At 34.7% G+C, this 25,611-nt stretch carries 28 protein-coding genes; 15 read left to right on the top strand and 13 right to left on the bottom strand.

Translation table 11 applies throughout. The annotated features are described in order from the left end of the window. Positions 1–59: 59 nt before the first annotated feature. Together LNP04_RS19235 and LNP04_RS19230 are read right to left on the bottom strand one after the other, a co-directional pair. Complete coding sequence (locus tag LNP04_RS19235; protein WP_229984504.1) at positions 60–422, bottom strand: c-type cytochrome; 363 nt, start codon at positions 420–422, stop codon at positions 60–62. After that, positions 422–637, bottom strand: coding sequence for a hypothetical protein (locus LNP04_RS19230; RefSeq protein ID WP_229984503.1), 216 nt, complete (start codon positions 635–637; stop codon positions 422–424). The genes LNP04_RS19235 and LNP04_RS19230 overlap by 1 nt, the downstream gene beginning before the upstream one ends. Positions 638–1,027: 390 nt before the next feature. On the opposite strand from LNP04_RS19230, the gene LNP04_RS19225 reads away from it, so the two are divergent. From LNP04_RS19225 to LNP04_RS19160, 14 genes are all read left to right on the top strand, one after another. Continuing rightward, positions 1,028–2,446 carry an anthranilate synthase component I family protein gene (locus tag LNP04_RS19225; RefSeq protein WP_229984502.1) on the top strand — a complete coding sequence of 473 codons (1,419 nt, stop codon included), beginning with the start codon at positions 1,028–1,030 and terminating at the stop codon, positions 2,444–2,446. A 132-nt stretch (positions 2,447–2,578) separates the two neighbouring features. Beyond that, positions 2,579–3,172: an aminodeoxychorismate/anthranilate synthase component II gene (locus LNP04_RS19220; protein ID WP_229984501.1), complete on the top strand. Its 594-nt coding sequence runs from the start codon at positions 2,579–2,581 to the stop codon at positions 3,170–3,172. 4 nt (positions 3,173–3,176) lie between these two features. Continuing rightward, complete coding sequence (locus tag LNP04_RS19215) at positions 3,177–3,716, top strand: hypothetical protein (protein ID WP_229984500.1); 540 nt, start codon at positions 3,177–3,179, stop codon at positions 3,714–3,716. A 12-nt stretch (positions 3,717–3,728) separates the two neighbouring features. Then, positions 3,729–4,718: an anthranilate phosphoribosyltransferase gene (trpD, locus tag LNP04_RS19210; RefSeq protein WP_229984499.1), complete on the top strand. Its 990-nt coding sequence runs from the start codon at positions 3,729–3,731 to the stop codon at positions 4,716–4,718. A gap of 229 nt (positions 4,719–4,947) precedes the next feature. Further along, positions 4,948–5,727, top strand: coding sequence for an indole-3-glycerol phosphate synthase TrpC (gene trpC, locus LNP04_RS19205; RefSeq protein WP_229984498.1), 780 nt, complete (start codon positions 4,948–4,950; stop codon positions 5,725–5,727). An 18-nt stretch (positions 5,728–5,745) separates the two neighbouring features. Then, positions 5,746–6,411, top strand: a complete 666-nt coding sequence (locus tag LNP04_RS19200; protein ID WP_229984497.1) for a phosphoribosylanthranilate isomerase — start codon at positions 5,746–5,748, stop codon at positions 6,409–6,411. Then, positions 6,408–6,881: an OsmC family protein gene (locus LNP04_RS19195; RefSeq protein WP_229984496.1), complete on the top strand. Its 474-nt coding sequence runs from the start codon at positions 6,408–6,410 to the stop codon at positions 6,879–6,881. The genes LNP04_RS19200 and LNP04_RS19195 overlap by 4 nt, the downstream gene beginning before the upstream one ends. Next, complete coding sequence (gene trpB, locus LNP04_RS19190) at positions 6,874–8,088, top strand: tryptophan synthase subunit beta (protein ID WP_229984495.1); 1,215 nt, start codon at positions 6,874–6,876, stop codon at positions 8,086–8,088. The genes LNP04_RS19195 and trpB overlap by 8 nt, the downstream gene beginning before the upstream one ends. 123 nt (positions 8,089–8,211) lie before the next feature. After that, positions 8,212–8,988, top strand: coding sequence for a tryptophan synthase subunit alpha (gene trpA, locus LNP04_RS19185; protein WP_229984494.1), 777 nt, complete (start codon positions 8,212–8,214; stop codon positions 8,986–8,988). 31 nt (positions 8,989–9,019) lie between these two features. Beyond that, the gene (gene lipB, locus LNP04_RS19180) at positions 9,020–9,748 is read left to right on the top strand and encodes a lipoyl(octanoyl) transferase LipB (protein WP_229984493.1); all 729 of its coding nucleotides are present in this window, start codon (positions 9,020–9,022) and stop codon (positions 9,746–9,748) included. Positions 9,749–10,137: 389 nt separating this feature from the next. Beyond that, entirely contained in the window at positions 10,138–10,770 is a 633-nt protein-coding gene (locus LNP04_RS19175) for an NAD(P)H-dependent oxidoreductase (protein ID WP_229984492.1), read from the top strand. A 29-nt stretch (positions 10,771–10,799) separates the two neighbouring features. Next, positions 10,800–11,234, top strand: a complete 435-nt coding sequence (locus LNP04_RS19170) for a MarR family winged helix-turn-helix transcriptional regulator (protein WP_229984491.1) — start codon at positions 10,800–10,802, stop codon at positions 11,232–11,234. After that, positions 11,235–11,657: an organic hydroperoxide resistance protein gene (locus tag LNP04_RS19165; RefSeq protein WP_229984490.1), complete on the top strand. Its 423-nt coding sequence runs from the start codon at positions 11,235–11,237 to the stop codon at positions 11,655–11,657. 160 nt (positions 11,658–11,817) lie between these two features. Beyond that, complete coding sequence (locus LNP04_RS19160; protein ID WP_229984489.1) at positions 11,818–13,227, top strand: serine hydrolase; 1,410 nt, start codon at positions 11,818–11,820, stop codon at positions 13,225–13,227. Positions 13,228–13,247: 20 nt separating this feature from the next. Here the strand turns inward: LNP04_RS19160 and LNP04_RS19155 are convergent, their stop codons facing one another. The 9 genes from LNP04_RS19155 to LNP04_RS19115 all read right to left on the bottom strand — a co-directional run bounded on the left by LNP04_RS19155 (position 13,248) and on the right by LNP04_RS19115 (position 22,920). Then, a complete protein-coding gene (locus LNP04_RS19155) occupies positions 13,248–13,877 on the bottom strand; it encodes a peptide deformylase (protein ID WP_229984488.1) in 630 nt (209 codons plus the stop codon). A gap of 322 nt (positions 13,878–14,199) precedes the next feature. Continuing rightward, the gene (locus LNP04_RS19150; protein ID WP_229984487.1) at positions 14,200–15,072 is read right to left on the bottom strand and encodes a ChaN family lipoprotein; all 873 of its coding nucleotides are present in this window, start codon (positions 15,070–15,072) and stop codon (positions 14,200–14,202) included. Between the two features lie 235 nt (positions 15,073–15,307). After that, positions 15,308–16,336, bottom strand: a complete 1,029-nt coding sequence (locus LNP04_RS19145; RefSeq protein WP_229984486.1) for a hemin-degrading factor — start codon at positions 16,334–16,336, stop codon at positions 15,308–15,310. A 4-nt stretch (positions 16,337–16,340) separates the two neighbouring features. Beyond that, positions 16,341–16,991, bottom strand: a complete 651-nt coding sequence (locus tag LNP04_RS19140) for a class I SAM-dependent methyltransferase (protein WP_229984485.1) — start codon at positions 16,989–16,991, stop codon at positions 16,341–16,343. Beyond that, the gene (locus tag LNP04_RS19135; RefSeq protein WP_229984484.1) at positions 16,991–17,764 is read right to left on the bottom strand and encodes a heme ABC transporter ATP-binding protein; all 774 of its coding nucleotides are present in this window, start codon (positions 17,762–17,764) and stop codon (positions 16,991–16,993) included. The genes LNP04_RS19140 and LNP04_RS19135 overlap by 1 nt, the downstream gene beginning before the upstream one ends. Then, a complete protein-coding gene (locus LNP04_RS19130) occupies positions 17,764–18,804 on the bottom strand; it encodes an iron ABC transporter permease (protein ID WP_229984483.1) in 1,041 nt (346 codons plus the stop codon). Before LNP04_RS19130 ends, LNP04_RS19135 begins: the two co-directional genes overlap by 1 nt. Continuing rightward, a complete protein-coding gene (locus LNP04_RS19125) occupies positions 18,788–19,666 on the bottom strand; it encodes a hemin ABC transporter substrate-binding protein (RefSeq protein WP_229984482.1) in 879 nt (292 codons plus the stop codon). Before LNP04_RS19125 ends, LNP04_RS19130 begins: the two co-directional genes overlap by 17 nt. A 23-nt stretch (positions 19,667–19,689) precedes the next feature. Beyond that, on the bottom strand, positions 19,690–20,805 hold the full coding sequence (locus tag LNP04_RS19120) for an HmuY family protein (protein WP_229984481.1): 1,116 nt from the start codon (positions 20,803–20,805) through the stop codon (positions 19,690–19,692). A 12-nt stretch (positions 20,806–20,817) separates the two neighbouring features. Further along, on the bottom strand, positions 20,818–22,920 hold the full coding sequence (locus tag LNP04_RS19115) for a TonB-dependent siderophore receptor (RefSeq protein ID WP_229984480.1): 2,103 nt from the start codon (positions 22,918–22,920) through the stop codon (positions 20,818–20,820). 253 nt (positions 22,921–23,173) lie between these two features. On the opposite strand from LNP04_RS19115, the gene LNP04_RS19110 reads away from it, so the two are divergent. Beyond that, positions 23,174–24,010, top strand: a complete 837-nt coding sequence (locus tag LNP04_RS19110) for a T9SS type A sorting domain-containing protein (RefSeq protein WP_229984479.1) — start codon at positions 23,174–23,176, stop codon at positions 24,008–24,010. A 341-nt stretch (positions 24,011–24,351) separates the two neighbouring features. Here LNP04_RS19110 and LNP04_RS19105 read toward each other — a convergent pair whose 3' ends face one another. Further along, positions 24,352–24,642, bottom strand: coding sequence for a putative quinol monooxygenase (locus tag LNP04_RS19105; protein ID WP_229984478.1), 291 nt, complete (start codon positions 24,640–24,642; stop codon positions 24,352–24,354). An 84-nt stretch (positions 24,643–24,726) separates the two neighbouring features. Beyond that, a complete protein-coding gene (locus LNP04_RS19100) occupies positions 24,727–25,611 on the bottom strand; it encodes a sulfite exporter TauE/SafE family protein (RefSeq protein ID WP_229984477.1) in 885 nt (294 codons plus the stop codon).

Below are 25,611 nucleotides of genomic sequence, written 5' to 3'. Positions count from 1 at the left end.
TCATTTTCCATAAAAAAAGACAGCAACAAAGCTGTCTTTAATATCGAATATAGCGGATACTATTTTTTCTGACTCAAAATATATTCCACCATTTTTTTTGCATCTTCTTTTGAAATCTGCGAATGAGGCTGCATCGGAACGCTTCCCCAAACTCCACTTCCGCCTTCGATAATTTTTGAGGCAAGAATCTCAATATCCTTTTCAGAATATTTTGCCGCAATTTCTTTGTACGAAGGTCCTATCAAACGTTCATCAGCATTATGACATGCCATACAATCTGAAGCTTCTATTAAACTTTGCCCCGAAACATTGGCTGTAACCGGCGTAGAAGTATCTGGTGATGGCTGTATTTCTGAATTTTCTTTTTTAGAACAGGAAAAAACAAGTAAACTTGCCAATCCTGTTATAAACAGTTTTTTCATTATTTAGCAGTTGCCGTAGAATCTGTAGATGGTGATGGTGCTGGAATTGCAGCAGCCGGAGCAGTTTGAGTTTTAGCTGTAGAATCTGCTGCTACAGTCGGAGCTGCAGGTTCTTCCAACATAACATTGGTGTCCTGCAAAGATTTGTCAGTCTTTTTTGAACAACTTAATGCGAATATACTTCCGATAAATGCGATTGCGAATACTTTTTTCATAGGTAAATATTTATTATTTTTAAATGTAGTTGAAATAAAACGTAAAATTTCAATATCAAGATTTTTCAGACACAAAAATATAAAAATAAAGTTTCAAAAGCGAGATTTAAAGCTATATTTAAAGCTATATTAAATCATATTTCAACTCATTCCCAAAAAAATAAATTTTCATTTTTTTGAATTTTTTATTTCTGATATTAAAAAAAGTTTTACATTTGTCCCATGATTAATTCAGTTAACAAAAATTGGTGGTGGCACTCAAACTCTTCGTCGGGTCTGATGCTATTGTCGTGTTGTTAATTTACAGCAAGAATATTATAGAAAAACATACAGAGACTTTGACGATTGCGTTGAAGTCTTTTTTTTGTCAAAAAATTTAAAATTATCAAAATGTTTAATAACAAAATTAATATAAAAACCACCTCAAGAAAATCACTCGGGGATCTGCAAACCCCGATGAATATTTATCTTCAGATCAGAGATAAATTTCGTGATACCATTCTTCTTGAAAGTTCAGATACAAAGAATATCGATAACAATTTTTCTTTCATTGCGGTGAATGCTATTGCAGGAATTGAAATTAAAAATCTTCACGAGTTTGAAGTAAAATTCCCGAATGAAAGTCCGGATAAAAAGCCTTTAGAAAATATAAAAGTCACCGATTTACTCAATGATTTCTCTAAAGCTTTTGTATGTGAAAAAACCAACGATCCCATTGAAGAAACGGCGCAAAGCCTTTTTGGGTATACAAGTTTTGAAGCCGTTCCGCTTTTTGAAAACATTCAATTTAAACCTCAAAGCGAAGAAGTTGAAATCCCTATTTTGCGTTACAGACTCTATCAATACGTGATTGCTATTAATCATTTTAATGATGAAATGCATTTTATCGAAAACCAGATCGATGGTGTAAAATCTGAAATGCGATTGCTGCAGGATTTAATTAAAAATAAAAATGCCCTCGTTTATCCTTTCGAAAAAGATGGTTTTGAAACCTCAAATCTTACCGATGAAGAATATCTTGAATTGGTAGAAAAGGCTCAGAAACACTGTATGAGAGGTGATGTTTTTCAGTTGGTTTTAAGCAGAAGATTCGAACAAAAATTCAAAGGAGACGAGTTTAATGTGTATCGTGCTTTGAGGAATATCAATCCGTCTCCATATTTGTTCTTCTTCGATTATGGAAATTACAAATTATTCGGTTCAAGCCCTGAAAGTCAGTTAATTATTAAAAACAACAAAGCCATCATTCATCCGATTGCCGGAACTTTCAAGAGAAGTGGTGATTTCGAAACCGATCTGCAGTCTGCCGAAGCTTTAAAAAAAGATCCGAAAGAAAATGCCGAACACACCATGTTGGTTGATTTGGCTCGAAATGATTTAGGCAAAATGGGAAAAAACGTTACGGTAACCAAACTGAAAGAAATCCAGCTTTTCTCTCACGTCATTCACATGGTCAGTGAAGTGACTGCAGAACTAGAAGAAAATACCAATCCGTTTGACATTGTTTCTAACACCTTCCCACAGGGAACTTTAAGTGGAGCTCCAAAATACAAAGCCCTTCAGCTCATCAACGAATACGAAAAAGACTCCCGTGGATATTACGGTGGCTGCATCGGAATGGTTGGTTTGAATGGCGATTGCAATCAGGCAATTATGATCAGAACTTTTCTGAGCAAAAACAACACATTATTTTATCAAGCAGGAGCAGGATTGGTCGCAAAATCAGTTCCCGAAAATGAACTTCAGGAAGTCAACAATAAACTTAACGCCCTGAAAAAAGCGGTAGAGAAAGCGGAGAAGTTGATTTAATTTTTTTATGGCGACAAATTTCCGTCTTCCGCTCCCACTCTTTTGCTTCGCAAAAGGAGTTCCGCTCAAGCCGGGTCGCAAAGTTCTCCTAATTTAACAATTTAAGTACAAAACAAAACATTAGATATAAAAATGAAAACTGAAATAAATAACCAATCAAAAATCCTCGTCTTCGACAATTACGATAGCTTTACCTACAATCTCGTTCAGATGATTGAAAAAATCACGAATCAAAAAGTTGACGTTTACCGAAACGATGAAATTACTTTGGAAGAAATCGAAAACTATGACAAAATCATCCTTTCCCCCGGGCCGGGAATCCCTGAAGAAGCCGGAATTTTATTAGATTTAATTAAGAAATATGCACCAACAAAAAGTATTTTAGGAGTTTGTCTTGGTCAGCAAGCAATCGCAGAAGCTTTTGGTGGAAATTTGATTAACCTCACAGAGATTTTCCACGGTGTAGCAACATCTTCAAAAACCGTCAGAGAAAACATAAAATTATTCAAAGATTTACCCGAAGAAATTGAAGTTGGAAGATATCACAGCTGGGCAGTCAATCTGGAAAACTTTCCTAACGAATTAGAAATTACAGCAACAGATAACGACGGAATGATCATGGCTTTGCAGCACAGAAGTTATGATGTTCACGGCGTTCAGTTCCATCCTGAAAGCATTTTAACACCTGATGGCGAACATATTATCAGGAATTTTCTTAAAAATTAATTATATGACATTAGAAGAATTTAAAAAATTTCTTTTACTGAAAGATATTTATCTGAAAAATTCGTCAACGAAAAGTAATGATGAAGGAGTATTAGAGATATATTTTTATATATTAAAATATGAAAATACAGATAGCGATTGGTGGAATGAAGGACATGATTCCTCAGATATAATTTCTATAATAAAATTTTATGGAAATGGTATTTGGGCTAAATTAAATAATGACATACTAAACTGGAGTGGATTTCAAATAGAATTATTTGCTCAAAGTTTACTTATATCTTATCCTCAATATCCAGAAAAAGAATTAGTACAAGAGCGAATTGATTTTTATAATTATTTATTAACTATTAAACCTATCCAAAATTGTGATTTAATTGGAATTTTTGATTCTTGGTTGCATTTGGATTTAAGTTTGGCAAATTTAGAAACATTGCAAAAGTTAGCTTTATTAGTAAAGCTTGAAACATATATGAATGTTGAAGATTATGAAGATTTTAACTCATTTAAAAGATTGTACTTAGCTATACAATCAAAAAAATAATTATTATCAAAAATGAAAGAAATACTCGAATACCTTTTCAATCATCACACACTATCAAAATCGGAAGCAAAAGCGATTATGATTGAAATTGCTCAAAATAAATTCAACACAACTGAAGTCACAGCTTTCGTTAGTATTTTTCTGATGCGAAATATCACTTTAGAAGAATTGGAAGGCTTCAGACAGGCGTTACTCAGCATGGCAGTTCATGTCGACATCGAAGCCGAAAATACCATCGACATTGTAGGAACCGGCGGTGACGGAAAAAACACTATCAACATTTCCACCTTAGCCAGTTTCGTCGTTGCCGGAGCCGGACAAAAAGTAACCAAGCACGGAAATTACGGAGCTTCTGCCATAACCGGATCGTCGAATGTGTTGGAAGCACTAGGTTATCAGTTCAAAAAAACTTCAGAAGAATTAAATCAGGATTTGGAAAAAGCTAACATCTGTTTTCTGCATGCTCCTTATTTTCATCCGGCATTGCAGTCTGTAGGTGCTTTGAGGAAATCTTTAGGTTTACGTACGTTTTTCAACCTGCTTGGTCCCTTGGTCAATCCTGCAAAACCTCAGTTTTCAGTGATTGGCGTTTACAATCTTGAGATTGCTAGAATTTATCAGTATTTGCTGCAAAAAGACAGTCGGGATTTTATTTTGGTGCATGGTTTGGACGGCTACGACGAAATCAGCCTCACCGGTGACAGCAAAATCATTTCAAAAACTGGTGAAGAAATTTATTCATCAAAAGATTTAGGTTTTAATCCTGTTGATCCTCAAAATATTTCTGGAGGTTCAACCATTCAGGAATCGGCGGAGATCTTCAAAAATATATTAGATGGAAATGGCTCCTCAGATCAAAACGCTGTGGTTATAGCGAATGCAGCCATTGCACTTTATCATTCGAAAACATGGGGTTCATATCAGGATTGTCGTTTGCTCGCTCAGGAAAGTTTAGAAAGCGGAAAAGCCTTAATCAGTTTTAATAACTTGATTACGCAATAATTTTTGGACGAAAATTTAACTTCATAGAATGTCAATAAAATTTTCTTTTCTGGCGACAAATTCCGTCTTCCGCTCCCACTCTTTTGCGATGCAAAAGGAGTTCCGCTCAAGCCGGGTCGCAATGTTGTTATAATCAGAAAATTTAGTTAATAAATCAAAACCACAATGTTCACAGAGCCTTGTGTACCTTGTGAAAAACCTTGTGTCCTTAGTTGTTAAAAAATAAAAAATGAACATCTTAGATAAAATCATCGCAAGAAAAAAAGAGGAAATTTCAGATTCAAAATCTAAAATTTCTTTACAACAATTGAAAGATTCAGAATTTTTCAACAGAAAAACTTTATCATTAAAAGAAACATTACAATCAAAATCGGGAATTATCGCAGAATTCAAAAGACAATCTCCATCAAAAGGAATTATTAATGATAAAGTTTCTCCTCTTGAAGTTGTTTCGGCTTATGAAAATTTCGGAGCAAGTGCCGTTTCTATTTTAACGGATCAGGATTTTTTCGGTGGAAGTTTTGAAGATATTTTGAATGTGCGAAATCATATCAACATTCCAATTCTGCGAAAGGATTTTATGATTGATGAGTATCAGTTTTATGAAGCAAAATCGATGGGTGCAGACGTAATTTTGCTAATCGCAGCGTGTCTGTCGGCCAATCAGGTTTCAGAGTTTACTGAATTGGCGCATAGTTTAAATTTGGAAGTTTTATTGGAAATTCACACCGAAGATGAACTTCAGCACATCAATAAAGAAGTTGACTTTGTAGGAATAAATAACAGAAATTTAAAAGATTTTAAAGTTGATTTACAACATTCCGTTCATCTCAAAAATCAACTTCCAGAAAATACATTATCCATCGCAGAAAGTGGTATTTATAGCGAAGAAGATTTTAAATTCCTGAAAGAAAAAGGCTTCGATGGATTTTTGATGGGAGAATATTTTATGATAGATGAAAAACCAGAGAAGAAATTCTCTGAATTTATTTCTAATGTAACAACGTAACAGTTTATACATTTACCAATGACAGAGAGCCAAAGACAAGAAGCCAACAGCCAACCACAAATTAAAGTTTGCGGATTGACCCAACTCAGCCAAATTCGTGAATTAGCGGCCTTAAAAGTTGATTTTCTAGGGTTCATTTTTTATAAAAAATCGCCAAGATTTGTCTTGAATCATTTGAGTTTAAATGAAATTGCTAAAATAAATCATCAAGGAAAAGTAGGAGTTTTCGTGAACGAAAGTATTGAAAAAATTATCGAGATTTCAGAAAATGCAGATTTAAATTTTATTCAACTTCACGGGGACGAAAATGAAGAATATGTTTTAAAGTTAAATCAAAGATTAAGCGAAAATATAAAGATTATTAAAGTAGTTAGAATCGGAAATCAGCATCCAAATGATTTACAAGAAACAATCAATAGACAACCTGCAATCATCAACTATTTGCTTTTCGACACAGATTCAAAAGCTTTTGGCGGAACTGGAAAAACCTTTGATTGGAACATATTAAATCAAATTGAAATTCAATTACCTTATTTTCTGAGCGGCGGAATTTCTTTGGAAAATATTGCTCATATTAATAATTTAGATCAAAAACCATTTGCTTTGGATATCAATTCAAAATTTGAAACCGAACCGGGAATTAAAGATGTAGAAAAAATAAAAAAATTAATGCTTAATCAATGAAAAACCACAACTACAAATCAAAAATAGAATGGACGGGAAATACCGGTGAATCAACAAAAAATTACCGTTCTTATGAGAGAAGTTATATCATATCGGTTGATGGAAAAGCCCAAATTAATGGTTCTTCAGATCCAGCATTTTTAGGAAATCCTGAACTTCACAATCCTGAAGATTTATTGTTGGCTTCCGTTTCGTCTTGTCATTTGCTATGGTATCTTCATTTTTGTTCAGTCAATAAGATTTTGGTTTTAGAATATGTGGATTTTGCAGAAGGAACAATGATAGAAAGTGAAAATGGAAGCGGAAAATTCACTGAAATAATTCTTAAACCTAAAATTTTAGTTGCTGAAGAAAATATGATCAAAAAAGCAATCGAAATGCATCAAAAAGCAAATGAATATTGCTTCATTGCTAACTCATTGAATTTTGAAGTAAAACATCAACCAGAAATTAATTACAAAAATGATTAAAACAAATTATAAAAATCCAGACGAAAACGGATATTACGGCGAATTTGGAGGTGCGTTTGTGCCGGAAATGTTGTACCCGAATGTGGAAGAATTACAAAACAATTATCTTAAAATTATAGAATCTGAAGAATTCCAAGATGAATATCAGGATTTGCTGAAAAATTATGTCGGAAGAGCTACTCCACTCTATTTTGCGAAAAATTTAAGTGAAAAATATAGAACTAAGGTTTATTTAAAGAGAGAAGATCTCAATCATACGGGAGCTCATAAAATCAACAATGCTTTAGGACAGGTTTTACTAGCAAAACGTCTTGGAAAACACAGAATTATCGCAGAAACAGGAGCCGGACAACACGGCGTAGCAACCGCAACAGCGTGTGCATTATTAGGACTCGAATGTATTGTTTACATGGGCGAAGTAGACATTGCAAGACAGGCTCCGAATGTTGGAAGGATGAAAATGTTGGGAGCAACAGTAATTCCCGCAACATCAGGTTCAAAAACGTTGAAAGATGCTGTTAACGAAGCGCTAAGAGATTGGATTAATAACTCAACCACAACACATTACGTGATCGGAAGTGTGGTTGGACCACATCCGTTTCCTGATTTGGTAGCGAGATTTCAATCGGTGATTTCTAAAGAAATTAAAGAACAGCTTCACGAACAAATCGGAAGAGAAAATCCGGATTACGTGATTGCCTGTGTTGGCGGTGGAAGCAATGCTGCAGGAACTTTCTATCATTTTGTTGATGAAGAAAACGTAAAAATTATTGCCGCAGAAGCCGGAGGTTTTGGCATTGAATCAGGAAAATCAGCAGCGACTACTTTTTTAGGGACTTTAGGTGTTTTGCACGGAAGTAAAAGTTTAGTCATGCAGACCAATGACGGACAAGTTATAGAGCCACACTCTATTTCTGCAGGTTTAGATTATCCCGGAATCGGACCGTTTCACGCAAATTTATTTAAAGAAAACCGTGCAGAATTTTTCAGTATTAATGATGATGAAGCGTTACAGTCTGCTTTTGATTTAACCAAATTAGAAGGAATTATTCCTGCTTTGGAAAGTGCTCATGCTTTGGCAGTTTTAAATAAGAAAAAGTTTAACGAAAATGATATTGTTGTCATTTGCTTAAGCGGTCGTGGCGATAAGGACATGGAAACGTATTTAAAAGTGCTGGGAGATGGAAGTCTGAAGATGGAAGTTTAATTCAGTCAATAAACTTCTAGGAGTCTGTAAAATTTTTATCTCGCAGATTTTACAGATTATGCAGATAAAATAAATCTGCAAAATTTGCGAGAAAATAATAAATATATAGATTAATATAAAAAAATGAACGATAATAACCCCCAGCTTCCAGCTTCCATCAGCCAACCTAAAATTCTAAACATTTACTTCACAGCAGGAATTCCAAATCTGGAAGACACTGCCGACATTATAAAACTCATTCAGAATTCCGGAGCGGATATGATAGAAATCGGAATGCCCTATTCTGATCCTGTTGCCGATGGGCCCATCATTCAAAAAGCGCATGAACTGGCTTTGAAAAACGGAATGACGATTGAAAAACTTCTTTCACAATTAAAATCCGTTAAAAACGAAATTAAAATTCCAATTATTTTGATGGGGTACATCAATCCGGTTTTAAGTTTTGGATTTGAAAACTTTTGCAGAGAATGTTCGGAAAGTGGTGTTTCGGGATTGATAATTCCTGACTTACCTCCGATCGAATTTGAGAGAAATTATCAGAAAATTTTAGAAAGATACAATCTGAATTTTACCTTTCTAATTACTCCTGAAACCTCAGATGAAAGAATTTTATATCTGGATTCTTTAAGTTCAGGATTCTTGTATGCGGTAAGTTCATCCTCCACAACGGGAAGCGAGAATACAGTTTTAAAAAACGAAGATTATCTTTCAAGAATTGCATCACTTCCATTAAAAAATCCTGTAATGATAGGTTTTGGAATCAAATCTAAAGTAGATTTTGAAAACGTTACCGAAAAGGCAGAAGGTGGAATCATCGGAACCGCATTCGTCAATATTTTGCTGAACGATAAAGATTGGAAGATAAATGCCATAGATTTTATTCATTCTATAAAAGCTTAAAATTCACTAAATTTGTCTGTCATTAAAAGGTATGAATACACATCAAAACAAAGTTATAGAATTTGAAGATTTGGGCATTAAAGATTATCAGTCTTCTTGGGAATATCAGGAAAAACTGATGAAAGATATCATCGACACCAAAATCAAAAATCGTAACTTATCTGAAGACGAACATCTTAAAACCTCCAATCATTTCCTGCTGGTAGAGCATCCTCATGTGTATACTTTGGGTAAAAGTGGTCATGAAGAAAATATGCTTGCAAACAGTGAAAAATTAAAAGAAATCGAAGCTACTTTTGTAAAAGTAAATCGTGGCGGAGATATTACTTATCATGGTTTCGGGCAAATTGTCGGCTACCCTATCTTAGATCTCGAAAACTTTTTTACCGATATTCATTTATACATGCGAAATCTGGAAGAAGTGATTATCAGAACGATGGCAGAATTTGGTTTAAAAGGCGAACGGTCACCTGGAGAAACCGGAGTTTGGCTGGATGTAGGAAAACCCTACGCCAGAAAAATCTGTGCGATGGGTGTAAAAGCTTCCCGTTGGGTGACTTTGCACGGTTTTGCATTCAATGTCAACACTGATATGCGTTATTTTGAATACATTGTTCCATGTGGAATTAAAGATAAACAAGTGACTTCTTTGAAAAGAGAATTGGAAAGAGAATTGACTGTTGAAGAAGTTGAAGATATTAAAATGAAGATCAGAAAGCATTTTGCGGATGTTTTTGGGGCGGAATTAATTAATAACTAAACTTTACGGCGGCGGATCTAATATTTTATTATAAGATTAATGAACATCCACTATTCTTCATACTGTTTAATTTAACGCAAGGTCAAACAAAGAATTTTACTAACTAACCGTTTTTAAGATATACAAAGGCGTAAACTTAGCCAAGGAATACAAAGTTTTTGCAATTGATCAATAATGCGGACCATCATAAAGATTAATAATCCATTGTCTATTTGCAATGGATTTTCTTTTGCTTAAAACTAGAAATACAAATATTATAGATTTCATCTAAAATACATTTCTCAAAATTAAATTGCACACAATTTAATTGTTAACTATCTTTGCTTTGTTAATTTGATCAGACAAAATTCGAATCAAAAAAATTTTAAACAAATAAAAAATAACAAACAATGTCGTTAATAGAAGATTTAAACTGGAGACACGCAGTAAAAGCGTATGACTCAACAAAAAAAGTATCAGAAGAAGATTTAAATAAAATTTTAGAAGCCGCAAGATTGGCTCCCACTTCATCGGGATTGCAACCTTTCCGTTTAATTGTTGTCGAAAATCAGGAATTGAAAGAAAAAATGGTAAGTGGTGCATTCAATCCGGAAGTAATGAGAGATTCTTCTCACGTTCTGGTTTTTGCTGCATGGGACAGCTATTCTAATGAAAAAATCGATAAAGTGTACGATCATCATACCGATGTAAGAGACTTGCCAAGAGGACGTTTCAGCAGTTATACGGATATGATAAAAGATTTATATAACGCACAAACTTCCGAACAACATTTTGCTCACACTGCAAGACAAACGTATATCGCATTAGGTTTGGCAATGGCTCAGGCTGCAGAATTAAAAGTTGATTCTACTCCTGCAGAAGGGTTCAATAATGAAATGGTAGACGAGATTCTTGGATTGAAAGAATTAGGCTTAAAAAGCGTCACCCTTTTATATCTTGGGTACCGAGATTCTGAGAACGATTACTTGAATCACATGAAAAAAGTGAGAATTCCGATGGAGGAATTTATCATCAAAAAGTAGTATTTTCGTCTCAAATTCATCATCGAATTATGGAAAATCACGACACCCCAAAATTAGGAAATCAGCTTTGTTTTCCGTTTTATGTCATCGCAAAGGAAATGACCGCACTTTACCGTCCGTTTCTAGATGAGCTTGGCATTACCTATTCGCAATATCTTGCGATGATGGTGCTTTGGGAAAAAGATGGATTGACCGTAAACCAAATCGGTGAAAAACTGTTTCTCGACAGCGGAACTTTAACTCCGCTTCTCAAAAGACTTGAATGTAAAGGTTTTATCGCCCGAAAACGAAAAAAAGAAGACGAGAGAGTGGTTGAAGTTTTTCTGGAAAAAGCTGGTAAAGAACTGCAGCAAAAGGCCTGTGAAATTCCTTCAAAAATGCAGAAGAAGCTGAATCTTTCGACTGAAGATCTTTTGGAATTGAAAGAAACCGTTCAGAAAATTTTAAATAAAATTCAAAAATAAATGAAAACATTATATACAACTAGCGTTACCGCAAAAGGCGGAAGAAACGGAAAGGTAAAAAGCGAAAATGGAATTTTGGATCTTGAAGTGAGAATGCCAAAAGGATTAGGCGGTGCCAACGATGACTACACAAATCCTGAAATGCTTTTCGCAGCAGGATATGCCGCTTGTTTTGACAGCGCACTCAATTTGATCATCAGCAAATCTAAAATTGAAACCGGAGAAACTTCGGTAAGCGCAAAAGTGAGCATCGGACAAAATGAGGACGGTGGTTTTGGTTTGGCTGCAGAATTGGATGTGAATATTCCTGGAGTTTCTCTTGAAGAAGCTCAGGAACTGACTGAAAAAGCTCATCAGATTTGTCCATATTCTAATGCGACAAGAAATAATATGGAGGTGAAACTTTCGGTGACGAATAACTAAGATTTTCTTTCTTTAATTATATGAATCTGCTTCTTTTGGAGCAGATTTTTTATTTCAGTACGTTTAGAGTTTTATGGCCAAAATTATTTATTTTTATGGAAATATAAAGCCTTAATAATAGCTGAACTCTAAAATCAATCGGCTTTACAACAAAAATCTCATGAAAAAAATATTCGCATTACTTTTCGCCATCCTGATGGCCAATCAAATCTTTGCTCAGACTGAAAATTACAAAGCTACAGTTGATCAATTTCAGACAAAATATAATTCTGGAAAATACGATGAAATTTTCAACAGTTTTTCAACCGAAATGAAACAGGCATTACCTCTTGAAAGTACAAAAGAATTTTTAACGAGTTTAAAATCTCAGGTTGGTAAAATTGAGAATAAAGAATTCGTCAAATACGAAAAGGAAACTTATGCAAGCTATAAAACCAAGTTTGAAAAGGCAATTTTGTCAGTCAATATTTCACTGAATGAGAACAGCCAAATTAACGGACTTTTTGTAAAACCATTCGAAGAATCTGCTACATCAGAAGCGAAAAATACTATAAATGCTTTAAGTAAATATCCAAAAGAAATTGCTCAGATTATTTATTCAAAATCGAAAGATTTCCCAAACAACACTCAATTATCTATTGCCGTCATCAAAAACGGAAAAACAAATTACTACGGAATTATAAAAGAAAATGACTCTATAAAATCTATTGAAAATCAAAGCAAAGTGTTTGAGATTGGTTCGATTACAAAAGTTTTCACATCCACAGTTTTGGCTTCTTTGGTAGAAGATAAAAAAATCAAATTGGCTGATCATGTCAATAATTATTATCTTTTTACATTCAAAGACAACATCAACATCAGTTTTGAAAGTTTAGCCAATCATACTTCCGGGCTGCCACGTTTACCCGAGAATTTAGATTTATCCAATGAGTCTAACCCTTACAAAAATTATAGCAAGAAAGAACTTGAAGATTACCTCAAAAACACTCTGAAGCTTGATAATAAACCTTCAAAATCTTACGCTTATTCAAATTTGGGAGCAGGTTTATTAGGATATACTTTAGGTTTATCTCAAAAAACAAGTTTTCAGGAGTTATTAAAGAAAAGAATTTTTGACAAATATAAAATGACGAATTCTTTTACCAATTCTCAAAATTTGGAAGAAAAATTGGTGAAAGGTTTAAATACCAATGGAGAAACAATTGCAAATTGGGATTTTGATGTTCTGTTTGGCGGTGGCGGAATCTTATCAACAACAGAAGATTTAGCGAAATTTGCTACTGCACAGTTTAATCCTAAAAACAAAGAACTTGCATTAACAAGAATACTTACTTTTGACATCAGCGAAAAAATGAAAATTGGTTTAGGCTGGCATATTTTAAAATCAGAAAACGTTCGAAATTTATTTTGGCATAACGGTGGAACAGCCGGATATTCATCTTCAATGACTGTGAATACTGACAACAAAACAGCAGTAATTATCTTATCCAACGTTTCGGCATTTAATCCTAAAATGGAAAACATTGATCCATTGTGTTTTGAATTGATACGGGAAATGGATAAAAATTAATTTTATTGAATAAATGTATTTTACCTCCTCACAGAATCACTCTTCTTATAAGCATCCACTTTTATATACTCATCATTCAGTTCTTTTTCTTTTTTATCTGAAATTAAAATTCCGAAAAGATGGTCGATCTCGTGCTGGAAAATTACGGCAGTAAAACCTTCGACAATTTCTGAATATTTTTGTCCTTTTAAATCAACATATTGAAGCTGAATGACTTGGCTTCGGTAAAACTGTCCACGAAATTCTGGAATTGACAAATCACCTTCAGGGCCAAGATTCTGAAGTTCAGATTTCCATGTAATTATGGGATTAATAAAATATTCTAACGGTTCGCCCTGTTTGTCAAAACGCTGAACCCAGATTACTTTTCGGTTGATTCCTACTTGTGGTGCGGCAATTCCTACACCACCATCAGTTGAGAGAAGAGATTCTTTCATTCTTGCAACCAAAATCGCAGTATTTGGATCAGTAGGATCAATTTCTTTTGACTGATCTAATAAAGTAGTATGCTGATGAGAATCTGTCGTTTGAAAAATTGGTAGTAAGGTTTTAACATCACCTTGATTGATTAAAGAAATTTCGGTCGAGGTCAGTTTTTGTGCGTTGATGAAACTGATGAAAAATATGAAGAGTAAAGAGAGTTTTTTCATTTTCTTGGAATGTTGAACAAATATAAAGATGTTTTTAGGTTTTGGCTAAAGCCATTGGAATTTATTTTCATTTAAAAACGGGCTAAAGCCCGTTCCTATTGAATATATTCTATGTTTTTCTCTTGCAGATTTTACTGATTGAGCAGATTTTTTCTAAATAAAATCATCAGTGTAAATCTGTGAAATCTGTGGGAGACTTTTAACCAAATATTTTTAACACATTAGTCACTTTAGAGTTTTATTTTTGCTCTGCATACAAAGAACACATTAGTTTTGAAAATCTACGATTTTCTTTGTTTATCAACCTTTTCACCTGATTCTTCTAATAAGTTTTTGTCATATCCACAGGAATGATCAGATTGAATTCTGTCGGGATATAATCTTTTTCAGGGATTTTTAATTCAGCATCTTCAGATTCAAAAACAGAGATGACCGCTATCTTCAGATTCGGGTTTTTCTGTTTGATGTACCAGTAAATTCCGCCAAATTCTTTACTGTGGAAATTTCCGTTGTAATGAATAAAAGTCTTTCCTTCTTCAAAATTTTTCATGATTGATTCTGCCATGGTTGCGTCTTTGATGGCCTGTGCAGAAATGAAATTCATCACTTTGGTTCCTTCGGCGTGATCACCCATCATTTTTTTCATTTCAGGATAACCAGGAGTTTCTAAAGTCACTTTGATCGGGAGTTGAGCGATATAAGTTTTCTCTTTTTCGCTTAATTTATTCAATGATTCCAAACCTTCTTTTGCCGTTTGGGAGGCATATCTTCTCGGAACATTTGTAGCGATGAATTTCAGCTTTTTGTCTTTAGCAAAATCTACCAAAGGTTGGTAATCTGTTGCATAATTATTCCAGAGACGGGCCGAATCTTTCAATGTTTTAGCATCAAATTTTCCGTTTAGATAATTATCTAGCTGAGATTGATTGTCTCTTTCAAACATTTCGGCTCCTAAAATTAGCTTTCCGTTTTTCTTTGCAAATAAAGCTTCTGTAATTTTTAACTGAAGCCAATGATTGATAGAGCTGTTGTGATTTTCACCAAAAAAAATAACGTCATACTCTGCCAGCTCATTGACTAATTTATCGGTTTTAATTTCCTTTCCTTTTTGAGTGTAAAACTGGAAAGCTTTCAGATTTTGTGCATTAATTGAACAAAAACTAACTAATAATATGACGATGAAAATATTTTTCATTTTTATTTTTTTTAATTGTTTTTAATAAACATCATGTTTGTCATCCCGTAGGGATCTAGACTCGAATCTTTCCAGCTTAATCTCTAATAATTTGGTTTAGATCCCTACGGGATGACAAACTAAGTGTATAAATTGAAATTTCATGACCCTTTTGCTTTTAAGCAAATTTACAATTTAACTTAAGAAAAAAGCCGCCTTGAAAAAACAAAACGGCCTCAATCAAATTATCTAATTATTACTTTTCTAAATCTGCTACAAGATCTTTCCACTCCTGCAATTCTGGGATTCCCGGCTTTCTTTTTCCAAAGAACTGAACGATAAAATCACCTTCTTTGTTGAATACTTCAATTGCGGTTACTTCACCATCTTCGGTTGGTTTTTTCACGATCCACGCTTCAGCGATTTTGGTAACGTCTAAGTGTAAGTTGAAATCAGGATCCATCACGTTGAACCACTGTTGATGCCACATCGTTTTCTTCACTTCACCTGTATGAATCTGGATGATTCCTCTGTTTCCAACGAAAATCATGATCGGAAGGTTCTTTTCAGACGCATCTTCCAAAACATTAACCACTTTTGAAGTGTCTATTTTTTTAGCATAACCTTCAGGAGCCAATCTCAAAGCCTGAGTTCTTGAAACTCCGAACTTTCTGGTCATCATGAAGAAATCGTGAGTGTCTTTCAATTCTGTCCAAGCTTTTTTGAAGCCTTCAGCATCAATTTCTGAATCTTCTTTTTCAGGAGTTTTTGGAGCAACTGCTTCGAATTCAAAAGTTTGAGGTTGGTTTTCTGCTGTAAACTGAGTAGCTAGCACATCAAAAGCTTCAACATTGCTGTCTTTCGTTAAATATATTTTATGAAGTGCCAAACCGTCTTTTCCGAAGAACTGAAGGCTCTTTTTGTCACCTTCTACCACTGCAAAAGCAAATTTCCAGTGATTTTGAAAAATTCTCAAGTCGATATCTTCACCTACGAAAAGCTGCGCATGAGGACTGCTGAAATCACCGTTTAAGTAAGTTCCTTTTCTCTCATGTACGCATTCGTCGTTTCTTGTTAAGGCCATTACTTTTCCTAATTTTTCAACTTCGGTTAAGATGTTGGCAAATTCAGGTTTCAGAATGGTAACGCCTTCTCCTACGTTAGTCAATAATAATTCTGCTTCGCTTACCCCCAATTGTTCTGCGGCATTTCTTATTCTCAAATGTGGGTTTTCTGCTTTCAGAGCTTCCCATTTTTCTTTCAGTTCGTTAACTAATGTACTCATTATTTTATTTTTTTATGGTTAAAACTGTATAATTTCTTTTGATTAATCCGTCTCCGGTTTTGCTTTTAATTTCTTCTTCTTTTTCGGAGATTTTCATTCTTTTAAAATGACTTTTGGAAATCAATTCTTGCATTTCATCATTGCTGTACAGCGTAAAATCGTATGCTGTGAAAGGTAATGTTTCCATGAAATCTTTCTGCCCGAAAGTAAGAACGAAGGTTCCGTTATCTTTTAGAACCCTGTGAATTTCATTTAAATATTCAACAGGATTTCCCCAGAAATAAACGGTGTTTACGGTAAATATTTTATCGAAAACCTCATCTTGAAACGGAAGTTTTTCACCTTCATACAAGACAAATTCAGCCTGATCTTTAAATTCAGAATTTAAATTTTTAGCTTCTTGGTGCATGGTTTCGGAGATGTCGATTCCTGTGTATTTTAAATCTTTAGCAATTTTTAAAAAGCTTTTCAGGTGACCTGCATTTCCATGACCGATTTCGAGAATATGCTCGTTATCTTCAATCAATAAGGCATGAATACTTTCGAGCGTCATTCCGATGTTGGTGGCATTCATCATTTCGCCGATTTCAATGCCTTTTTGACCTTGCGGGTTGGCAAGATTCTGTGCTAATATTTTTAAATCTTTCTGTTCCATTATCCAAAAATAATCATTGGGTTTGCGTTGACAGGGTGCGGACAAATCGTACAAGGGAAATTATATGCCTGCGTAATATTTTCTGCTGTAAAGACTTCTTCCGGAGTTCCGTACGCAGAAACTTTTCCTGATTTCATCAATAAAATTTTATCTGCAAACTGTGCTGCCAAATTCAGATCATGTAAAACAACAATCGCTGAATTTTCTTTTTGCGTAAATTTTTTAATGATTTCCAAAGCTTTGTACTGATGTTTAACATCGAGATTATTCAGAGGTTCATCCAGAAAAATTAATTTCTTTTCAAGCTCATTTTCTACCTGCGCCATTACTCTGGAAAGATGAACCCGTTGTTTTTCACCACCCGACAACGTATTGTAATCTCTTTCTTTCAAATGATAGACATCGGTTTCGTACATGTGCTTATTCATTGCTTCAAAATCTTCTTTTCTCGGCTGTGAATCGAAATATGGATACCTACCCATCATCACCACATCTTTTACCTGCAAAGGAATTTCATTGGAGTTGTGCTGAGAAAACTTTGCTTTATGCATCGATAATTCCCGAACTTCCCACTCGGAAATCTCTTTGTTTTTAAACATGATTTTCTGTTTTCCCTGCTTTACTTCATTCGCCAAAATACTCAGCAAACTCGATTTTCCGGCTCCGTTGGGACCGACAATTGCGAGAAAGTCTCCGTGATCTAGAGTGACATCTACATCATTCAGAATGAAAAATTCTTTATGCTTGTAATCAATCTGACGTGCTTTTAACATTAGAGTGATTTTTTAAATTTAATTAAAATAGCGATGAAAATCGGTCCGCCAATTAATGATGTTAAAATACCGATCGGTAATTCTGACGGTGCTACAATGCTTCTGCTGATGGTGTCTGCAATGAGAAGTAAAATACTTCCCAAAACTGCTGACAGAGGCAAAATGAATGTATAATTTGATTTAAATAACAATCTCAAAATATACGGTACAATAAGACCTACAAAACCAATCGTCCCGGAAAATGCAACGCAGGTTCCCACCATTAATGAGGTAATAATGACAATCTGTTTCTTTAATCTTTCTACATTGATTCCTAAATGCTGTGCATCTCTTTCGCCCAACATCATGGCATTCAAAGCCTTTCCTTTGGGAAGTAAAAAAGCATAAGAAATTGCAATAACCACTGCAAGAACGATGTTTTTCGTCCAGGTTGCGGCGGCAAGACTTCCCATATTCCAGAAGGTAAGATCTCTCAATTGCTCGTCTTTAGATATATAAATCAGAAAACCTGTAATTGAAAATCCGATCGATGTAATAGCAACGCCGCTTAACAACATCATGACAACGTTTGTTTTTCCGGCACTCGTAGAGATTCTGTACACCAGCATCATTGCTAGTAAAGCTCCGATAAAAGCTGAAATACCCGTCAGTGAAAACTGAACCATCTCAGGAAGATATTCTTTGAAATGCCCTCCTAAAACAATTGCAATTGCGGCAAGTAAAGTCGCTCCTGACGTTAAACCTATCGCTTCACCGGTTGCTAGAGGATTTTTGAACAGACCCTGCAGACTCGTTCCTGAAACGGCAAGCATACTTCCTATGAGAATCGCCATAATAACCCGTGCTGCACGAACATCCCAAATGACATATTTATCGCTTAGTGCTAAATTTGGATCACCTGAAATATATTGGCTTAAAACTGTAAAAGGAGAAAGACCATTAAAATCATAGACCCCGATATAAAGTGCCCCAATTGCCAGAACAACCAGCAAAAGGACACTTATTAGTATATAAAAATATAATTTACTTTGTGCTTTCAACTAAAAGTTTGTTTAATGCAACTGCAGCCTCACCTAATCTTGGACCGAAACCGGAAACCAAACCTCCGTCCATAGCAATAATCTTCTTGTTTTTACCAGCATTGGTCTGAGAAACACCCGGCATTTTTAATGCACCTTCGTTTCCGCCAGAACCTTCAAGACCTGTAGAGAAGAAGAACAATACATCAGGATTTGCTTTTACCACCGCTTCCGGAGTTAAAGGTTTGAAATCTTCAAAATCATTGATTGCGTTTTCACCACCTGCAAGATCAATTAATGCAGCCATTGGTGTATTTTTCCCTGAAACCATCATCATATTTCCTCTTGCGTAGATGAACAATACTTTTGGTTTTTTAGCAATCGGCTGTACTTGTTTTAAATCTGCATCAATTTTATCTGTCAGTTTTTGATAATCTGTATTTCCGATTGCTTTTGCAACGTCGGCAATTAATTTTTTAGTTCCGTCAACGGTAAATTCTTGTTTGAACAGTTCCGTTTTGATTCCTGAAGCTTTGATTTTTCCTAACAGATCAGGATTGATGTCTTTATCAGAAGCTAAAATCAAAGTTGGGCTCACCGCCATGATCGGCTCAATCGTCATTGATCTTACGTGACCTAAATTTTTAGCCGTAGCTTTTAAGGATTCAGGATAAGTGCTTGTAACGTCTGTTGCAACAATTTCGCTTTCGTGCCCAAGAGCAGATACAATTTCTGTAATACCGCCACTGATAGAAACAATTTTATTATTGGTTTTCGGAGTTTCAGAAGAAACTTCAGTTTTATTTTCTGTAGGTTTTTGCGACTCTTTTTTGCAAGAGTAAACTGCCATAAGAATAGAAGCTGTAAGGATGAATTTTTTCATTTTTATTGATTGTTTGATTTTAATTATAGAGGTTCAAATTCGAAATTAGGATAGCCGCGCACCCCATTTTTTGTCATTGCATTAAATCTTATCTTAAAATAAAACCCTTCTGCATCCTTTATAACAAAAAATCTGTTGTTGTAGGTCTGTGCGCCATTTGCACCTGTGGTTGTGCGCCATTTATCACCGAGCGCTCTGTGATCATTGAAAATCAATTTAGACTGATCGATACTGCTCAGTTTAAAATCATTATAGATCATATCTAATGTTTGCCCGGGTGGTACATCTACCTGATATACTCCCACTCCATTTGCTGTATTAGTAAGGATGAAATCTGCATAGAAGTAACTGCCTGCACTTTGCCCTGGTCCTAAAAACACTTCATTGGTAAAGGTGGTAAAAACAAAATCCCAATTGTCTTTTTTTGGTTGTATATTGACCTGCTGACCTTTTTGAAGACTGAAGAAATTAAAATTATATTCAGAATTTTTTGTGATTGTAATTTCTTTGTACTGGCTGTCATCCAAATCTGCATATCTCAATCGATATCCGTTATTCGCTCTTAAGACCTGAATTTTTTTCCATCCTCTAAGGTCACCTGTAAGTGAGACAGAACCCGGAGCAACCGCACCTGTCGGGATGCCATTTCCCATATTGACCAAGTACACACCGTTTTCAGAATCATTTACTTTAATTTCAGCAATTGCCGTAGTCTGGTTTAAAAAATTACCGTCAGGATTATCAATATAAGCTAAGTTTGTTGATGTGAATGTACCGATCTTCACAACACCAGTCATGCTTGCAACATCTGCAGATTTCACATTATTGATGTCTGTAGCATTCGGGATTTTAGCAACTGCCATTCCTATTGAACCATTGATCACCACACGGAATTCGTTACCCGTATAAAAACCAAGTTCCCAATCTGTTCTCAACGTATTGCTAAGTTTAGGTTTTCCTGTTACAGGATCAGTATCGCTTAAATCAACCCACACCTGATTTGGCTGAGTAGCTCCGCCAACCTCAGGATCTGCAGTAGACCCCGTAAGCGGAGCAACAGAAACCGGATCTTCATCTGCTGAAACACAAGACTGCACCGCAACAAGTAAAATAAGGAAAAGTAATTTTAAATATTTCATAATATTATATTTTTAAAATTGATACATTAATCTTGCGAAATAGCTTCTGCCATAGTACAAATTCAGACGGTCAGTTGCCGCATTGTGTCCTGTAGCAGTACTATTGGTGCTGTTGATTGTGGTAACATCAAATATATTTTTCACCCCAACTGCAAGTTCCAGACGATCTTTCCAAAAGGGCTGGCTCACAATAAAATCCATCATATGAAATCCATCAGTTTTTGCAAGACGAAAAGCTTCAGACTCGATGACATAGATTCTTGCCGGTCCTGTATATTTATAGTAAAGATTAAAAGCTGTTTTCGAAGCAGTAAGCTTGTAGCCCGCATTTGCACCTGCCTGAAAGTTGTACTGGAAATCTTTTGGAGTACTTACTTCCATCTCCTGTTTAGAAACAGAAATTCCATTCACTGAGGTTCTTACACCTAATGAAAACTGATTTTTTACAATATTGGCATTAGCTCCGAATAACAAACTTCTGTACTTGTCTAGATTCATGTATTTGTAAGTAGATGGTCTTACAATCATTACATTCTCGATCTTATCATTAAGATCTACATAAAGTGCTTCCAGATTATAATTTAATTTCCAATCGTTTCCAATATCAAAACCCTGATCCCAAAACAAGCCCGCAGAATAACCTTTTTCCGGTTTCAAATCAGGATTTCCCTGAATGTCGTGATTGACGTTTACAAAATAAGTGTACAATTCGTCATAGGTGGGATAACGGTTTGCAGTACCGAATACACCTCTTAAATTTGAATTTTCAGAAGTTTTATATCTTGCAGAAAGCGAATAGTTGAATTGATTATCGAAGGTATCACTTACAGAAAGTCTGGCTCCTGGACGCAAAGAAAATCGATCAGAAACATTCCATTCTGCAGACAGGAATGTACCGTAGGTGAAAATTTTCCTTTTAATGTCTTTCCCATTAAATTCTCCTGCAATGAGAGCAGCATAACCATTGGTATGATCTAACTCATAGCCAAGTTGGAAATCAAAAGTTTTACTATCCAAGAAATTACTGAACATCCCTCTGGAATAGATCACATCAGTATCATAATAAGACTGCTCATTGTAGTTATTGTCTTTTATTCTGTTGGGAATATCATAGTTGTAATCGTAGAATTTTCTATTTTGTGTCTGATAAGAAAAATCTCCTGCGTAACGAATTTGTCCTAAATTGGTTTGAATATTGAACTGATGCAGCCAACGTTCGGTGTTGTAGTTTCTATCCAAACTTTTGTAAACCACACCTCCTATACCATCATTTAAAGGCACTCTGTCTACCTTTGGATTGTAGTAATTAAATTCTTCATTTAGATACGAAGCTTTATAAAATAGTGAAGTTTTATTTTTTGAATATCTGATCAATCCGTTGATCTCGTACTGATCTTTGGGATTCCATTCATAACCTCTTTTATTATCTCTTTCAAAGTACTTATAGCCCTTACTTTCACCTTCATAACCCATAAATTGATTATGATTAAAACTGATGTTTGTAAACCAATTATCATTAAAATTGTAGCCTACATTAATATTCTGAATATGTCTTCCTTTACCTTTCTTCTTAATGTCATAGCCGTCTCTTACCGTCTCTTCCTGTAAAGCAGCTCTTATGCTTAATTTCTTCGCACTGCTTTTTTTGGTAATGATATTGATAACGCCGGCTAATGCTCCATTACCATATTCTACACCCATGCTACCTTTTACGATTTCGATTCTTTCGATATTGCTAAGACTTAGTTTTGTAAGATCAATATTGCTTCCAAGACCTGTATCACCAACAACAGGAATGTTGTCTATCAGTATTTTAACATATGCCCCCCCCAGGCCTAAAATATTGGCTGTAGAATTTCCGGAATTTGTATCTGGAGTGATTTGTATATTCAGAGATTGATTGAGAACTTCGGCAACAGTTGTTGCTGCCATGTTTTTAATCTGCTCTGCATTAATAACTTCAACCTTGTAGATTGATTTATTGATGGATTGCTGAGTGTATTGTCCTGTCAATACAACCTCCTCAATTTTTTTCTGATTGAGAGAATCTTTTTCCTGTGCATTCACTAAAAATATAGAGGATAATAACACAATAGAAAGCACTTTCTTCTTCATAAACTCAAATTTTGACAAATATAATAGTTTATTTAGAATAATTAAAAATAAATATTTATTTTATCGATATGATATTTTACAACCACAATATGATAACTAAAAATCGAAAATGATAACCAAAATACTGACATTTATTTTAATAGATTCTAAATTAATTATTCAATATTGATAAAATTCATAAAAAATATAAGTTTTATTTAGAACAATTAAAAACAATTGTTTATTTTTGCACCATAATTTAAATAATAAAAAAATGAAAATAAGATTACTTTTTGCAGGGTTGGTTTTATCAGCTTTTACAGCAAATGCTCAATTGGCTACACTAAATGAAAATTTCGAAAGTGCAGTTGTATCAACTCCAGCAAACTATAATAATATGGTGAATGGATGGACAAATAAAAAAGTTGTAGATCGTACGGTTTACATCGATCAAGCAACTGGTAATAAATATCTTCAGTTTTATGCTGGTGGGTCTGCAGCTACAGATGTATTTCTTATTTCTCCACAAATTGTAGCTCCAGATGGAACTAAACAACTTGCATTTACAGCTACTCCAACAGCAGGATCCACTCTCGAAGTTGGTTTAATAGATGATCCAGCTACTCTTACTGCCAATTCAGGTGTTCCAGCATCTTATCAGCTTTTACAAACTTATGTTTTTTCGGATACTAATACTCCTGTAATCACTCCTTTTACAATACCTGCATCTTCAAAACAGTATATTGTATTTAGATTCCGTAATCCTCAGCTGATGGGTTCTCCTTTTCCTCCACCGGGACCTTCCCATGCTGCTTTAGCAATTGATAATATAGTTTATAACACAGCTGGTAATCTTTCTGTTTCAGATGATGCTTTCACTAAAAATAATGCTATAAAGTTTGCTGTAAATACACAAAATACAGCACTTCAGTTTGTAGGTAAAGTACAGCCTAAAACTGTAGAAATTTACTCTGCTGCAGGGCAACAGGTTGCTGCTGGTAAAGTAAGCAGCTCCAACTTTGATATCAGTACACTTCAATCCGGAGTTTATTATATCTTTATCGAAACTACTGATGATAAAGCTGTAAAATCTAAATTTATTAAAAAATAATAAGATCTCATCAAAAACATAAGGGCTGATTACAAATTGTAGTCAGCCTTTTTATTTTAATAGGCTATCGACAAAGTTTACAGTACTCTAAAAAGATTAAAAACATCAATTTTATTTAGAATAATTAAAAATAATTATTTATTTTTGTAGAGTAATTTTAGATAACCAAAAAAAGAATATTCTCTATTTTAACTAATCTAAAATGATAATCTAATACTTTCTATTTTTTCTATAAAAAGGCAGTTTCAAGAATGATGAAACTGCCTTTGCATTTTTATACCATTAGCCATTAGCCATTAGCCATTAGCCATTAGCCATTAGCCATTAGCCATTAGCCAAAATTAATAAATCTTAAAACCTTTATAAACCTGTGCGGTTTCGGTTAAAATTTTTGAAGTATTTTTTCTGAATTCAAAAAGATGATCGGTTCCGTTGTGGCGGTTGTGATGTTCTGCGCTTTCCCATAACTCAATCAGGAAAAAAGTTCCTTTTTGCTCATTATCTTCAATCAATTCGTACTGCAGACATCCTTCTTCCTTTCTTGTTTCTCTCACCAGCTTCTGAAAAAGCTCAACGGCTTCCATCAGATAATTTTCATTGAACTTGAAAAGTGCAACTATATGTAAATTCATGTGTTAATTTTAGGCTGTAAATGTAAAATAATTTTAAAATTGATTTCATCATTCCTGTCCTAAATTTATCACAAAATTTAATGTTTAAAAGATAGATTTGTAAATGGTAACTGAACTCATGATAATCACCAGACTTCCGATGATGATAAACATTTTGTTCACGGGAAGTCTTGCGGTTAGCATTGCCGAAAAGGGCGCCGTGATGATTCCTCCAAACAAGAGACCGAGAATAATATTCCAGTGCTGAATTCCTAATGTAAAGAAAAAAGTGATTGCTGCAGTGATCGTTAAAATAAATTTCGCAACCGTTGAACTTCCCACAGCAAATCTCGGAGTAAAAGAATTTTTAATTAAAGTTCCGGTTACTAATGGTCCCCAGCCACCACCGGCAAAAGAATCTATAAACCCTCCAATAACGCCGAGCCTTGTAAGGTTGGTCTTTCTTTTCAAAGCTTTATTCTGTTTTGGTCTAAAAGCATTCGATAAAATCTGAAAACCAAGATACAAAGTATAAAAAGCGATAACCGTTTTTGTAATTTTAGAATAATATTCTCCGACATAAGTGAGACATAATGCACCGATAATCGCACCGATCACTGCAGGAATTGCCAATCTTTTTACCAGACTTTTACTCACATTTTTAAGTCTAATATGACTGATGCTTCCGGCTGCGGTCGTAAAACTTTCTGCGGAATGGATGCTTGCACTCACAATATGTGGCGGAATATTCAGAAAAAGAAGTGTGGTCGTACAGATTACACCATACCCCATTCCCATTGATCCTGCGACGATTTCTGCTAAAACCCCTACTAAAAGCATCCAGTAAAAAATGTAATTATCTTTGGCTAAAATCATCTGAAGTTCTTCCAGATAACCCAAATTATAAAGAATTCCTGATACAATTAGGAGAATTGCAGCAGTAGCAAAAAGTACATTCAGCCTGATCTTAATTTTTCGTGAAATCACCAT

Source organism: Chryseobacterium sp. C-71 (assembly GCF_020911865.1).
Lineage (GTDB): Bacteria > Bacteroidota > Bacteroidia > Flavobacteriales > Weeksellaceae > Chryseobacterium.
This window is presented reverse-complemented; position numbering and strand designations above follow the sequence as displayed.